Raw genomic sequence first — 14,009 nt, 5'->3', positions numbered from 1 at the left:
CAAACATCAAAAGAGGCTCATCATGATCCGGGCGAAATCCCCCATTCTTCTTTCCGTCGTGGCCGTTATCGGCCTCAGCGCCTGCACCACCGGCCCGATGGTCAGCGACAACGACCCCAACAAAAAAGCCAAGCAGGGCGCCTTGCTCGGTGCGTTGGGCGGGGCCGTCGCAGGCCGTCTTGCGGGCGGCAGCGATGTCGGTGAACGCAACCGCGCCACCGTGGCCGGGGCGCTGGTCGGGGCCGGTGTCGGGGCCGCCATCGGCAACCAGCTGGACAAGCAAGAGGCTGAGCTGCGTCAGCAACTGGGCGACAGCGCGACGATCCGCAACACCGGCGACCGTCTGATCGTCACCATGCCGCAGGACATCCTGTTCGCCACCGACAGCGCGCAACTGCGCTCGACGCTGGTGTCGGATCTGCGCGATGTGGGTCAGTCGCTGCTGGCGTACCCGAACACCACCTCGCAGGTGATCGGTCACACCGACAGCGACGGCACGGCGGCCTACAATCAGGACCTGTCGCAGCGTCGCGCGCAGGCGGTGGCCAATGTGCTGCTGTCCGAAGGCGTGCCGCGCAGCCGCATCTCTGTCATCGGGCGCGGTGAGGATCAGCCGATCGCGTCGAACTTGACCGCCGAGGGCAAGGCCCAGAACCGCCGGGTCGAGATCGTGATCCTGCCCAACGGCTGAGTGGATCGACCGGGCCAAACGAAGACCCGCACTCGCAAATCAAAGCGCCGCGCCTTGTCGCGGCGCTTTTTTATTGTAGGTCGGGGTAAACCAGAACGGAGACAACCGATGAGTGACATGACACTGGTGGGCCTGTGCGGATCGCTGCGCGCCGAGTCGAGCAACCGAAAACTGATGTTCGAGGCCGCCCGCCTGTTCGCGCCAAAGAGTTTCGCCGAGATCGACCTGCGGTTTCCCCTCTACGATCAGGACTTGCAGGACGCCGAGGGCATCCCGGCGGCGGTGCAACAGGCCGCTGACCGGATCGCGGCGGCGGATGCGGTGCTGGTGGTGACGCCGGAGTACAACAAGGGCCTGTCGGGGGTTCTGAAAAACGCGCTCGACTGGATTTCACGCACCGAGGACAAGCCGTGGCGGGACAAGCCCGTGGCGCTGATGTCGGCGGCGGCGGGCCGTGCCGGCGGCGAGCGGGCGCAAAACATGGCGCGTCTGTGCCTGAACCCGTTCCGGCCGCGTCTGCTGACCGGCCCCGAGGTCATGCTGGCGCAAAGCCGCAAGCGGTTCGATGACGATGGCCGCCTGAACGACGATCAGGCGCGGGGGTTGCTGCAAGAGCTGATGGACGAATTGCGCGCCGATGTGCGGCGGATGGCGGGCTGAGCCGCGCTCAGACCCGGATAATCGCGCGACTGGACGGCGGGCGGCGGGGCTGGAATAACCCGCGCAAGTCACAGGAGAAGCCCATGCAGACTGGCGTGCAGGCCGAGAGTCGTCAAACCGATGTAATGGACCCGGACCGGGCAAATGCGCTGGCGGTTGCGCTGGGTCTGGGGCGGGGGGTGGACGCGGGCGATGCCCTGCCGCCGTTCTTTCACCAGATCTATTTCTGGGAGGCACAGCCGCCCGGCCTGCTGGGCCGCGACGGGCACCCCAGGGTGGGCACCGGGCTGATCCCGGATCTTGGCCTGCCCCGGCGCATGTGGGCCGGTGGGGCGCTGCATTTCCACGCCCGGTTGCGCGCGGGCCATATGGCGGAGAAACGCTCTCGGGTGGCGGATGTGACGCTGAAACAGGGGCGCAGCGGGCCGCTGGGCTTTGTCACGCTGGCGCATGAGATCTGGCAGGGCGGGCAGCTTTGCCTGACCGAACGGCAGGATCTGGTCTACCGCGAAGACGCAGCGCCAGAGGCGGAGGCCCCGATCCCGCCCATGGCCCGCAACGACGAAGAAACCCGCCGCGCGATGGCGTTTTCCACGACGCTGCTGTTTCGCTATTCGGCGCTGACCTTCAACGGCCACCGCATTCACTATGACATTGACTATGCGCGCGCGGTCGAAGGCTACGGCGGGCTGGTGGTGCATGGCCCGCTGTTGGCGCAGGGGCTGCTGCTGATGGCCGAGGACGCAGCGCCGGTGCGTGCCTTCACGTTCCGCGCCACCGCGCCCCTGATGCATGACGAGGCGGCGACGCTGTGCCGGTGCGGGCAGGACATGTGGGTGCGCGGACCGGACGGGCGGCAATGTATGGTCGCGACCGTCGAACACTGAACCGAGGTGGGCCGGAGGGGCGCTGCCTAGCAGCCGGTGCCGCGCAGCACCACGCGCACGGTCTTGAACAGCACCCGCAGGTCGTTGAGCAGCGAAAGCTGTTCCAGATAGGCAGTGTCGAACCCGGCGCGCTGGGCAAACGAGCTTTCGTTGCGCACCGACACCTGCCAATAGCCGGTGATCCCCGGACGCATGGCGTAATAGGCGGTGCCGGGATAGATATCCCGCTGGCAGGGCATCATCGGGCGCGGGCCGACCAGCGACATGTCGCCCTTGAGCACGTTGAACAATTGCGGCAGTTCATCAATCGAGGTCTTCCGGATCAGCCGCCCGATGCGGGTGATCCGCGGGTCGTGGCGCAGTTTCTGGGTGCGATCCCATTCGGCGCGCGCCGCCGGGTTGACAGCCAGATAGTCGTTCAGCCGCGTGTCGGCGTCCGGCACCATGCTGCGCAATTTCCAGATGTTGAAGCTGCGCCCGTTGCGGCCCAGCCGTTTCTGGAAATAGAACGGCGAATGCCCGTCACGGGCGATGATCAAAGCCACAAGACCGACGATCAGCAGGGTGGGCAGCGCCGCGACAAGCACCATGGCGATGTCCAGGGTGCGTTTGAACAGGTCACGATACAGGGTTGGCCCGGAGCGGACGGTTAGGGCCTCTGTGATCAGCTTTTCAATCCGAGCCGATGGCAGCGGCTGGCGCAGATGCATTGTCACGATGACCTCCTGACGTCATGCGTTGACGAGAGCATGGATAAGCGCGCCGATGCGTCTTGAGATCAGGACATAGCTACGCCATGGCACGCAATTCGCGTGTCCCCCCGGAAGGCGGATGGGCCGAAGCCCGGAACAATGTCACTGGATCTTATGTCGCAGATACCGCCGCAAACTTAACCAGATACCCCCAAAGTGGAAGCACCAACCCCCAAGTGCCGTGTTAAACAGAATGGGTCCAAAATGAGGCGGACGCATTCGTCAAACAGGTTATGGCGCGCTTGGGGTGGCTCCGTCAATGAGCGTGACGGCGCACAACTTAAAGGTGAAAATCGCGCGACAGGCGAAGGTTGCACGACGTGCCGTCGGCGCGGCGGGACCGCGACGGATTGGGTTTGGCCTGTGCCGGATGTGCGCGTTTTTGAGAGTCGGACAGCGGGGTCCGACCGCCGCGCGGCGGCCTTGGCGCGGTCAGGAGTCGTGAAACAATTCTCCCAAAACATTTCGAAAATTGTTTCCGGTTCAGGGACAGTTCTTAATAAATCGCAAAACAATGTCTGAAGGCGGTTCGATTACATCGGCGGTTCCCCGCGCATGAATGGGCTGGATTGAGCGTCGGAAACAATAACCGGCAAGAGTCCGCTTGGTCGGCCCTCTGTTTCGAGCGCAGAATCGCACATTGACGCCCAATGCGGCGGCGGGATGACCTTACGGAATGCTGTCAGGGAGAGATCGACGCCACGACAATCCTAAGGGGAATTGCTCAGTTCACGGAATGTTTCAAAAGTGAGTAAAACGCGAGCGAGTGGTCATAATCCCGCCCGAATCGGGTCATGATCGTGTCACCGATTCGCCCAATGTCGCCGCTGATATGCCGCATTTTGGCCATCAACCCGCAAATTGTGGCCAGACGGCGGCGCAGGGCAGAGTTGAAAGCGGGCGGGGGCGCGGATATGTCGGGCCGGAAAGCAGGCGCGGCAAAAAAGGGCGGATCGTGACGAATTATCTGTATCAGGGCGATTTGCCGGACGATCTGGATCTTGGGCCGGTGGTGGCCATCGACTGTGAGACCATGGGCCTGAACCCGCACCGGGACCGGCTGTGCCTCGTGCAACTGTCGGGGGGCGACGGCAACGCGCATCTGGTGCAGGTCGCCAAGGGCCAGACCGAAGCGCCGAACCTCGCGCGGCTGCTGACCGACCCGGAGGTGCTGAAGCTGTTTCATTTCGGGCGGTTCGACATCGCGGCCATGTATCATGCCTTTGGCGCGCTGGCGGCACCGGTCTATTGCACCAAGATCGCCAGCCGTCTGGTCCGGACCTATACCGACCGGCACGGGCTGAAGGCGCTGACACAGGAACTGCTGAGCGTCGACATCTCCAAGCAACAGCAGTCCAGCGACTGGGGCGCGGCCGAGCTGACCGATGCGCAACAGGACTATGCCGCCTCTGACGTGCTGTACCTGCACCGCCTGCGCACCGCACTGAACGGGATGCTGGAGCGTGAAGGACGGCTTGAGATCGCGCAGTCCTGTTTCGGCTTTCTGCCGACCCGCGCGATCCTTGACCTTGAGGGATGGCCGGACACCGACATCTTTGCACACGCCTGAGCCGGGGTAGGCCATGAGACGGGGCGACGGACTGTATTCACGGGTGATCGCCTGGCTGAAGATCCTGCTGCCGCTTGCCGCCCTTGCCATGCTGTCGACGCTGTTTCTGCTGTCGCGGTCGACGGAGCCGTTGCAGAACATCCCCTTTGTCGAGGAGTTGCAAAAAAGCGCCGCCGACGAACGGGTCAGCGCGCCGTTTTTCGCCGGAACGACGCCACGGGGCGACGTGCTGAGCGTGACCGCCAAAAGCGTGCGGCCCTTGGACGGCGGCCAGATCCGCGCCGATGACCTTGCCGCGCGGATGCGGCTGTCGGATGGCAGCGAGATCCTTGTGGATGCCGTCGAGGCCACGCTGAACGACGGCGACGGGCAGGCGATGATGCAGGGCGGGGTGCGGATCGAAAGCTCGCAGGGGTATGTGCTGCGGACCGAGGGGCTGGTGTCCAGCCTTGACCGGATCGAGGCCGAGAGCCTTGGACCCGTGCAGGGGGACGGGCCGCTGGGCCGTTTTGAGGCGGGACATCTGCGGATTGCCCCGGACGGCGACGACGGCGCGGTGCAATTGATGTTTTCCGGCGGCGTAAAGCTGGTATATCAACCGCCAGAACAAGAAAGTGCTGCCGAATGATCCGTTGTCTGTCTGTCGCCGTCCTGTTGTCCCTCGCGCCGCTGGGCGTTGCCGCACAAGGGGCGGAGGTGGCGTTCGGCGGATTGCAGCAGGATACCAGCGCCCCGGTCGAGGTGACCGCCGACGCGCTGCGGGTGAACCAGTCGGACGGCACCGCGCTTTATACCGGCAATGTGTTGATCGCGCAGGGCCAGATGCGGCTTGCCGCGCCACGGGTGCTGGTGGTCTATGCCCAGCAGGCCGGGCGGATCAAACGCATGGAGGCCACCGGCGGCGTGACGCTGGTCAGCGGCTCTGAGGCGGCAGAGGCGCAGCGCGCCGATTACGACATCGAGGGTGGCAAGGTCATCATGTCGGGCAACGTCCTGTTGACGCAGGGCCCCAGCGCCCTGACGGCGGAGCGCATGGTTGTCGACCTGAGAGACGGCACCGCGCAGATGACGGGCCGCGTGCGCACCGTGTTGCAGCAAAGCCCGGACGGCACCGCACCGCAGGGGCAACCGTAGTGGCGCGTCCTGACCTGAGCGTGACCGAGGGCGACAGCGGCCTTCGGGTCAAGCACCTGCGCAAGAGCTATCGCAAACGGGTGGTGATCCGCGACGTGAGTCTGCGGGTGGATCGCGGCGAAGTGGCGGCGTTGCTGGGGCCAAACGGATCGGGCAAGACGACGTCGTTTTACGCGATTGCGGGGCTGGTGAATCCCGAAGGCGGGCAAGTCCTGATTGACGGGCACGACGCGACCTTTCTGCCGATGTACCGCCGCGCGCGTCTTGGCATCGGCTATCTGCCGCAGGAAATGTCGATCTTTCGCGGGTTGAGTGTCGAGGACAACATCGGCGCGGTGCTGGATATCGCCGAAAAGAACGTCCACCGCCGCCGGGAACGTCTGGAGGAACTGCTGGGCGAATTTTCGATTGAACACCTGCGCCGCGCCCCGGCGCTGGCCCTGTCGGGCGGTGAGCGGCGGCGGGTCGAGATCGCGCGCTGTCTTGCGGCCAACCCCAAGTATCTGCTGCTGGATGAACCTTTTGCCGGGGTCGATCCGATCAGCGTGGGCGACATCCGCCACCTTGTGTCCGATCTCAAGACGCGGGGCATCGGCGTGCTGATCACCGATCACAACGTCCGCGAAACGCTGGAGATCGTCGACCGCGCCTATATCCTGCACGACGGTCAGGTACTGATGTCCGGCACACCAGAGGAAGTTGTCCAGAATGAAAACGTGCGCCGGGTCTATCTGGGCGAAAACTTTCGCTTTGGTTAGAACCGAAGGATGCTGACCCTAAGCGTCTGTGGGTGCAGACAAAGGTGGTCAGCAACACTTTGTCGCCAGATGTCGTGGTTTCCCGTAGCGGTTTCCATTGACAGCACCGGCGGTTTCCAAGTCAAATATCACTATGGTGCTTTGTAACGCGGCATGGCGACTTTGCGGGCTCCTCGGTTCCGAGGCTCTCTGCACGCATTCCGCGGCAATGCGCCTTCCCTGAACCTGTGACGTCGCGGCGGGGCCCGGTCCCCGTGTCGGCGTTCGGGTGCATAAGAAAAGGACAAATGATGCGCTATCAGATCACGGGAAAACACATCGACATCGGCGAGGCACTTCAGGTGCATGTCACAACCGAACTGGGCAGCGTGCTGGACAAGTACGGTCAGCGCCCGACCGACGCGACGGTGGTTTTCTCGAAGGCGGCTCATGAATATCATTGCGAAGCGATCGTTCACCTGTCGAGCGGGCTGAACGCGGCCGCAAAGGGAAGTGCGACTGAAATTTATGCGGCGTTCGAGTCCTGCGCCGAAAAAATGGACAAACAGCTCCGCCGGTACAAGCGCCGGTTGAAGGACCATCACAAGGACCGGCCCGACCCGGTTGAACATTTTGGGGCAGCCTCGTATATCCTCGCCACCGAAGCGGATTCGGGGGACAACGAGCCCGAGACGCTTCAGCCGATGATCGTGGCGGAGATGCAAACACAGATCCCGTCGCTGTCGGTTGGGGAGGCCGTGATGCAGATGGAACTGGCAGGTGCGCCGGTCCTTGTGTTCCGAAACGAAAAGAAGGATGGCGTGAACGTCGTATACCGGCGGGATGATGGCAACATCGGCTGGATCGATCCATAAGGATCACCCCACCGGACCCCGATCCGCGCGACGAATGCGCCTCAGACACAGGCAAGACCCATGAAGTTTGTCGATCTCATCAAGCCGACTGCTGTGAAAGTCGTATCCGCGACCTCCAGCAAGAAACGCCTGTTGCATGATGTCTCTGACCTTGCTGAAAGCGCCTATGGCCTCAGCGCGCCGCGTATCCTTGAGGCGTTGATGGAGCGTGAGGCTTTGGGGCCGACAGGTGTCGGCCACGGTGTCGCGCTGCCGCATGCGCGGATCAACGGGGTGGACGCGGTGACCGGGGTTTTCATCCTGCTGGAACGGCCCATCGACTTTGACTCGGTCGATCGGCAGCCGGTGGATATCGTCTTTGGGCTGTTCGCGCCGGAAGAGGCCGGGGTTGAACATCTCAAGGCGCTGGCCCTTGTGTCGCGCAGCCTGCGCAACCCCGGTCTGTGCGCCAAGCTGCGGGCGAATCCGGTGCCGGCCACGCTGTATACCATCCTGACCGCCGCCGAGGCCGAAAAGGCCGCCTGAGGCATCGGGGCCACAGCGCCCCACAGGTCTGGAATTCCCCCGTTGGCGTCCCGGCGCCAGCGGGGTATCCATCCGCCACACAGTCACACCCGATAACAGTCACACCCGATATCAGAGGAGGGCCGCAGATGACCGCTATTCATATTGACGCCATTTCCTCGGATCGTCGGGGCCGCTGACCGTTCCGCCCTGCGGGGCGCTTTTCCAGCCCATCTGACGATCCGTCTTGCGGCCTTTCGGCCGCTCATCTCTGCATGAGAAAGACGGAGCTATGGGCAATTTTCCCATTCAGACACCGGTGCGTGTCGCTGAATTCTATTCTGACGACGCCTGGATCGAAGGCCGGGCGGTCGATCAATTGCGTGAGGTTGCGGGCTGGCCCGGCATGCGCGCCGTGGCGGGCTTTCCCGACCTGCATCCGGGCCGCTTTGGCCCGGTGGGCGGGGCGTTTCTGGCCGACCGGATTTACCCGCAACTCATCGGCCCGGACATCGGCTGTGGCATGGCGCTGTTCCGGCTGGATCTGCCGCGCCGCAAGCTGAAGCTGGACAAGGCCGCGCGTCGGCTGGAGGCGCTTGAGACAGGCGTGGACGCCGACACCGGGGCCGCCGCGCTGTCCGGCACCCGCGCCGTGCAACTGGATGTTTGCGGGCTGGGCACGCTGGGTGGCGGCAACCATTTCTGCGAGGTGCAGGTGGTCGACAAGATCGCGGATGCCGCCACGGCCTCCGGTTTGGGGTTGCAGGCGGGCGACCTCTGCCTGCTGGTCCATACCGGGTCGCGCGGGCAGGGCGCGGGTGTGTTCACCGGCATCAGTGACACCTGGGCCGAGGGCTTTTTGCCGGGCAGCGACGCGGCGGAGGCCTATGTGGCCTTGCACGACGCGGCGCAGGTCTGGGCGCGGGTGAACCGGGCGCTGATCGCCGGGCGGGCGGCAGAGGCGCTGCGCTGTGAGGCGCGGCTGATCTGCGACGCGCCGCACAACCATCTGGAACGGCGGCCCGATGGCTGGCTGCACCGCAAGGGGGCCGCTGCCCCGGACCGGGGGTTGGCCCCGCTGGCCGGATCGCGCGACAGCCTCAGCTATCTGATGGCGGTGCCGGAAGGCCCGCCAGAGGCGCTGGGCTCTGTCTCGCACGGGGCCGGGCGGCGGTATGACCGCGCGGCAATGCACGGGCGCATCCGGCGGGTGAAATCGGAACTGGAGGCGATGCGCAAGACCCGCTTTGGCGGGCGGGTGATCTGTGCCGACCGCGATCTGCTGATCGAAGAGGCGGGCAGTGCCTACAAGGATGCGGGTGCCGTGCTGCGCGATCTCGAAGCCTTTGGCCTTGCCCATGCGGTGGCGGCCTTTGCGCCGTTGCTCACCTTCAAGACCAGCAAGGGAGGCCGGGGATGACGACGCTGTTGATCTCCAGCGGGAATGGCCCCGGAGAGTGCCAGCAGGCCGTTGGCCATGTGCTGGCGCGCATGTCGCAAGAGGCGGCAGAGCGGGGTGTTGCGCTGGATCTGGTCTGCCGCGCGGGCCGTCACGGGCCGGTCTCTGCGGTGGCGGTGCTGTCGGGGCGGCGCGCCGGTGAACTGGCCACGCGCTGGCACGGCGCGCTGCTGTGGCGCTGTGCCAGCACGCTGCGACCCAAACACAGGCGCAAAAGCTGGTTTGTGCAGGTGTTCCGCCTGCCGGATGCGGCGGGCGGTGCGGCGATCGACCCGCGCGCGGTCGAGATGGTTGCGATCCGCGCCGGCGGTCCGGGTGGCCAGCACCAGAACAAGACCTCCAGCGCGATCCGCGCGCGCTGGGGGGATTATGCGGTGGTGGTGCGGGACGAACGCTCGCAACATCAGAACCGGCGGCTGGCGTTGGCGCGCCTTCAGGCGCTGGCCGATGCCGATGCCGCCGAAGCGCAGGCCACCCGCGACGGGCAGGCGCATTGGTTGCATCATCAGGTGCAGCGCGGCGCACCGGTCCGGACCTTTGACGGGCCGGATTTTGTCGAACGGGGCGGCGGGTAGCTTAGGCCCAGTCGTCGAAGCCGAACATCACGTAATCGCGCTGATAGGCCTCGCGCCCCAGCGCCTCGATCTGGTTGTCGTAGATTTCGGCCAGCGAAAACGGCGCGCTGTTGGGGACGGCGACGGGGTCGGGCGGGTTCTGGTGCCCGACCTGTAGGGCGAGGGCGGGCAGGTATGCCTCCATCTCTTCCTCACGGACGATCATGTCCGGCAGGGTGAATTCGGCCATCCCCTCAAGGCACTGGGCCTGCGTGGCCCAGTGGCCATCGACACGCAGCGCGGTCTGGCCGTTGAGGTTGGCCCGGACCCACGACAGCCACGCGGTAAAGGCCTCACGGTGGGCATTCACGTCATAATCGGCCCCCGGCTCTCCCTCCGGGATGGGAAAGCTGTGGGCGCGGCGCAGTACCTTGCGGATGCCCGGAAAACTGCCCTTTTCCGTGGTCAGGATCTTGGAGCAAAAGGCATCATGCGCGCGCGCCAGCGGGTGCCGGATCACGGTAAAGCTGCGGTGGCCGGGGCGGTCGCGTTTCCAGCCGCGCAATGACCCTTGGGTGAACTTGTCAGACAGCTTGCCCGGTTTGACACCGTCCAGCGCGGCCAGCCAGTGACGGACCGCCCGTTCCGGCCCCGACCGGATCGGCATGTACAGCAGCGGCGTCTCCTGCGCGGCCACATAGGTAGGGACCACCGGGCCGCGCCGGGGTTCAAAATTCGGCGTGCGCGACAGGTTGAACCGATCCAGCCGCGCCAGAGAGGCGGACATCTCGGCGTAGTTTTCGACCTTTTCCGCCGCCGGTTGCGGGTTCTGCCGTTTCAGCGCGGTGTTCAGGCTGTCCAGCCGCGCCGGAATCCCCAGCCATTGCGCCAGCCCGTTCATGACGGCGAGATCCTGTAGATCCTCATAAGCGACGTAAAAGGCGGTTTGCCCGCTGGTTTGCAGCGCACGCAGCAGAGTCACCTGAAAGTCCTGAAGGGCGGCCAGATGCGCCTCGAATTCCGCCGCGTCAAACCGCGCCTGCGCATCCTTGCGCCGCTTGACGTTGGTCAGTTTCCACTGGCCGGTCGCCTGGGCGATCTTTTTGCTGACATAGCTGTCGACCGGGTTCCGGGTCAGCACGATCTTGGCCACGCGCGGGTTCTCTAGCAGCGGTTCCAGCACGCGGGGGTCGTGGTCGTGAAAATAGCGAAACCCGCCCAGCCCCTCTGGCGTGCCGCTGCGAATGCGGTCCAGCAGGACGGCGGGATTAAGGTCACGCTCTTCCAGCGTGACATCAAGGATATGGTCGGTGTTCGGATAGCCGATGAAATGCGGGTTGAATGCCTCACCGTGGCAGGTCAGCCCGTCAAAGGCATTCAGGTTCGCCTCTAGGAAATTCGACCCGGTCCGCATCTCGGCAAAGATCACGAAACAATCGAAGGGCTGGGACATGGAGGATCATTTCCTGACGAGGTAAGGTTTTCGGGTTGTGCCGGGGCGGTTGTGCGGAACCGGGTCCACCGGGAAATCGCCCATCAGATAGGGGTGCATTCCCTGATTCTTGAGGTCTTGCAGGAACTGGCCAAAACCGGTCAGGTCCACCATGCGCGGCGCTTCGGCCAGACGGCGGGCGTTCTTTTGCCCGATCTCGTCGATCAGCGTTTGCAGCGGCTCCATCGGGGCCTCGATGAAATCGGCCATCGTCCATGTCCGGATGCGCGCCTTGGTGTCGGGCCTGCGCAATTCGTCCAGCATCGTGGCCTCTATCCGTTGCAGGCGCGCGGCCTCTGCCCGGATTTCCGCGAAGTCCGCCTTGGATTGATAGAGCGGCACCGCCCAGGCCCCAGAGATCACGCTGATTTGGGCATTCGGGTCCAGCGTCATGTGGCGCAGCACGGCCGGGTTATCCGATGGTCCGTATTGAAAGCACTGCCGCTCACCGCGCGTGTTCCAGAGAAGGTTTGTCAGAAACGCCTTGGGGTTCTCATCGCGTAACAGCGCATTGTTCGACAAGGCCCCGGCGACAACCGTTTCGCGCCCCGCAAATTCGGCCCGGTCGGGGGCATAGAGATGGCCGTGAACCTGCGCCCCGGTGGATTTGGCCAGCCACGCCTCAAACCCAAGGAACAAGTCGGCAAAGCCCTGAAAAACAGAGTATTTCCCGGCCGTCACCCCGTTTTCCCAGCCAAGGCGCGGGAACCGGCTTTGCATGTACAGGCCCGGGCGGCCCCGGGTCCGGCGGTCCACCGCCTTGGCAAAGATGCGGTCGATCTTGCCCGGGTTCGGTTCCTGCCGTTGCTGGGCGCTGTTGGGATCGGTCAGGAACGCCTCATAGAGGCGATTGGCGCGTGGCCATATCTTGCGCGCGACAAAGCAGTCCGACCGGCGCAGGAGTTGCAGGTGATCGTCATAGAAGATGTGCGGTTTGCCCTGAAAGTCGAACTTTGACAGGGTCAACGAGCGGCTTTCGATCTGGGTCGAATAGAGCCGCGCAAGGGTCTGGAAATAGCTTTCGTCCGGAATCCAGACGTGGCGGAAATAGCGGTCGTGGCGCGGGCGTTCCGGGTCTTTGAGGATGGCGGACAGGGTTTGGCGCGTCAGGCACCACCATTGGCTGCCCATATGTGGCGTCAGCCCGGCGGGGATACGGCGGGCATAGCCAACGGCGCGTTGCAGATCGACGAATTTATCGAACAGATAGCGGTGTTTGCGCCATGAGAACGGGAATTGCAGGGTAAAGCGTTCATGGTCCAGCCCGCCCACGGTCCACGGCACATCGGCGGTTGTCGCGCTTTCGATGAAATCGGTGCGCGGGCGGTCGGCAAGATAGTCGCGCAGCTCCGCCACCGGACGCAGCGGCAGACAGGACCCGGACGACAGGTAGACGTGGCGCACATCGGGAAAACGCTCCAGCATCAGTTCTGACGCGTCCTGACTGGCGGCGACCAATCCCCAAGTCCCCCATTCGCAGCGGTGGCGTTTGGAAAACAGCACATCGGGCAGATCGGCAAGCGTCTGTCTGAAGGCCCGGAAACGGTCCTTGGTTACCTTTTCGTCGACATGGATCACCACCGGACAGCCGCCGTGTGCCCAGTGCCGGGCGGCCTGTTCGGCGCGGTCAAAGGCGGTGTGGACCAGCATGACGACCCCCACGCTCATGCCCAGTTGCCTTTCGACATCAGGCCAAGGATCTCAAGCTGGCGCCAGTTGATGTATTTCTCGGACCATTTGCACCACAGGTCCGGGTTGTCCTTCACCGCCTCTGCATAGGCGATGTATTCGCGGCTGGCCCCGTAGTGCTGGCTGCGGCTCAGTTCTTCTTCGGCTTTTTCGGTGAAGGTCGACAGGAACTTGGTGTGTAAAAGGATGCCGCTGGCCTTTTCGCCGCCCCATTCGTCATAGACCTGATTCAGCCCGCGCGGCAGCAGGTTGTGGGTGGACGATACATAGGCATAGCGGCGGTCCCATTTCACCAGCGGCACCTTGTTCAGGGCTGGCGCAAGCTTGGGCTTGTCGGCAAAGAACACCCGCGCGCGCGGCCCGCCCTGAATCCACAGGTTGCCGAATTGCGGATTGCGCTGGATCGAATAATTGCCCGCGTCGAACCAGCTGGCAATTTCCAGCGGGTCCTGACCGGGGCGATAGGGGTGCAGGTCGATCCGCCCCTTGGGGTACATGTCCAGCAACATGGCCGAGAAGGATTTGATCGAAGAGGCATCCAGCCAGTCGGTCAGCGCGCTGAGCGGGCGGGTGTCGCAGAACGGATACAAAAAGAATTCATCCGGGTCGACGGTCAGCGCCCAATGGCCGTGCGCGTGTTGCATCAGCAGCCAGTTCAGCCAGTCGACGCCAAACCGCGCGCGTTTATAGCTCGCCCGCGTGGTCCAGACCGAAACGTCGGGCTGGTCCGCAAGGTAATTGAGCGAACCATCCGTGCTGTCGTTATCGACAAAGAAAAAGTGGTTCACGCCCATATTGCGATAATAACGCAGGAAATAGGGCAGGCGGATGCCTTCGTTACGCTGGGTCGAAAACAGCAGCACGTCCGATGGGCGGATCAGATCGGTACGGTTGGCAACCGGACGCAATTCACGCCGTTTGCGGAATGCGCGGATGCGCCAGCGTTTCCGCTGCATCCTGAGTCGGTATGCCTGCCATGCGCCCAAAGCGTTGCCTCTTGCCGCG

15 protein-coding genes are annotated in these 14,009 nt (G+C 64.1%); 11 read left to right on the top strand and 4 right to left on the bottom strand.

Annotated elements, in window-relative coordinates; translation table 11 throughout:
- Positions 1-22 precede the first annotated feature (22 nt).
- The 3 genes from ACN0S5_RS02490 (at position 23) to ACN0S5_RS02480 (ending at position 2,238) form a co-directional block, all read left to right on the top strand.
- Entirely contained in the window at positions 23-691 is a 669-nt protein-coding gene (locus ACN0S5_RS02490; protein ID WP_417205637.1) for an OmpA family protein, read from the top strand.
- A 108-nt stretch (positions 692-799) separates the two neighbouring features.
- Positions 800-1,351 carry an NADPH-dependent FMN reductase gene (locus tag ACN0S5_RS02485; RefSeq protein ID WP_417205635.1) on the top strand — a complete coding sequence of 184 codons (552 nt, stop codon included), beginning with the start codon at positions 800-802 and terminating at the stop codon, positions 1,349-1,351.
- Positions 1,352-1,434: 83 nt separating this feature from the next.
- On the top strand, positions 1,435-2,238 hold the full coding sequence (locus ACN0S5_RS02480) for an FAS1-like dehydratase domain-containing protein (RefSeq protein WP_417205633.1): 804 nt from the start codon (positions 1,435-1,437) through the stop codon (positions 2,236-2,238).
- 26 nt (positions 2,239-2,264) lie between these two features.
- Here ACN0S5_RS02480 and ACN0S5_RS02475 read toward each other — a convergent pair whose 3' ends face one another.
- Positions 2,265-2,954, bottom strand: a complete 690-nt coding sequence (locus tag ACN0S5_RS02475; protein WP_417205632.1) for a sugar transferase — start codon at positions 2,952-2,954, stop codon at positions 2,265-2,267.
- A 991-nt stretch (positions 2,955-3,945) separates the two neighbouring features.
- Between ACN0S5_RS02475 and ACN0S5_RS02470 the strand changes: the two genes are divergently transcribed.
- The 8 genes from ACN0S5_RS02470 (at position 3,946) to ACN0S5_RS02435 (ending at position 9,844) form a co-directional block, all read left to right on the top strand.
- Complete coding sequence (locus ACN0S5_RS02470; RefSeq protein WP_417205630.1) at positions 3,946-4,560, top strand: ribonuclease D; 615 nt, start codon at positions 3,946-3,948, stop codon at positions 4,558-4,560.
- A 13-nt stretch (positions 4,561-4,573) separates the two neighbouring features.
- Positions 4,574-5,188: a hypothetical protein gene (locus tag ACN0S5_RS02465; RefSeq protein ID WP_417205628.1), complete on the top strand. Its 615-nt coding sequence runs from the start codon at positions 4,574-4,576 to the stop codon at positions 5,186-5,188.
- On the top strand, positions 5,185-5,694 hold the full coding sequence (locus ACN0S5_RS02460; protein WP_417205627.1) for an LptA/OstA family protein: 510 nt from the start codon (positions 5,185-5,187) through the stop codon (positions 5,692-5,694). Before ACN0S5_RS02465 ends, ACN0S5_RS02460 begins: the two co-directional genes overlap by 4 nt.
- Positions 5,694-6,452 (top strand): LPS export ABC transporter ATP-binding protein, encoded by a 759-nt coding sequence (gene lptB, locus ACN0S5_RS02455; protein WP_417205626.1) that lies wholly within the window; start codon positions 5,694-5,696, stop codon positions 6,450-6,452. The genes ACN0S5_RS02460 and lptB overlap by 1 nt, the downstream gene beginning before the upstream one ends.
- Before the next feature lie 290 nt (positions 6,453-6,742).
- Positions 6,743-7,306 (top strand): ribosome hibernation-promoting factor, HPF/YfiA family, encoded by a 564-nt coding sequence (gene hpf / locus ACN0S5_RS02450; RefSeq protein WP_417206059.1) that lies wholly within the window; start codon positions 6,743-6,745, stop codon positions 7,304-7,306.
- A 60-nt stretch (positions 7,307-7,366) separates the two neighbouring features.
- On the top strand, positions 7,367-7,831 hold the full coding sequence (locus ACN0S5_RS02445) for a PTS sugar transporter subunit IIA (protein WP_417205624.1): 465 nt from the start codon (positions 7,367-7,369) through the stop codon (positions 7,829-7,831).
- 271 nt (positions 7,832-8,102) lie between these two features.
- Complete coding sequence (locus ACN0S5_RS02440) at positions 8,103-9,230, top strand: RNA ligase RtcB family protein (RefSeq protein WP_417205622.1); 1,128 nt, start codon at positions 8,103-8,105, stop codon at positions 9,228-9,230.
- Entirely contained in the window at positions 9,227-9,844 is a 618-nt protein-coding gene (locus tag ACN0S5_RS02435; RefSeq protein WP_417205620.1) for a peptide chain release factor-like protein, read from the top strand. The genes ACN0S5_RS02440 and ACN0S5_RS02435 overlap by 4 nt, the downstream gene beginning before the upstream one ends.
- 1 nt (position 9,845) lies before the next feature.
- Here the strand turns inward: ACN0S5_RS02435 and ACN0S5_RS02430 are convergent, their stop codons facing one another.
- From ACN0S5_RS02430 to ACN0S5_RS02420, 3 genes are read right to left on the bottom strand one after another with little or no spacing between them, the layout of a single operon-like run.
- Positions 9,846-11,276: a nodulation protein NodH gene (locus ACN0S5_RS02430; protein WP_417205618.1), complete on the bottom strand. Its 1,431-nt coding sequence runs from the start codon at positions 11,274-11,276 to the stop codon at positions 9,846-9,848.
- A 6-nt stretch (positions 11,277-11,282) separates the two neighbouring features.
- The gene (locus tag ACN0S5_RS02425; protein WP_417205616.1) at positions 11,283-12,983 is read right to left on the bottom strand and encodes a beta-1,6-N-acetylglucosaminyltransferase; all 1,701 of its coding nucleotides are present in this window, start codon (positions 12,981-12,983) and stop codon (positions 11,283-11,285) included.
- Positions 12,980-13,960: a glycosyltransferase family 2 protein gene (locus ACN0S5_RS02420; RefSeq protein WP_417205614.1), complete on the bottom strand. Its 981-nt coding sequence runs from the start codon at positions 13,958-13,960 to the stop codon at positions 12,980-12,982. The genes ACN0S5_RS02425 and ACN0S5_RS02420 overlap by 4 nt, the downstream gene beginning before the upstream one ends.
- Between the last annotated feature and the right edge of the window lie 49 nt (positions 13,961-14,009).

This window comes from Antarctobacter sp. (genome assembly GCF_048262615.1).
Classification (GTDB): domain Bacteria; phylum Pseudomonadota; class Alphaproteobacteria; order Rhodobacterales; family Rhodobacteraceae; genus Antarctobacter.
Note: the sequence above shows the minus strand (reverse complement) of the source record. Positions and strands in the feature narration are given on the sequence as shown.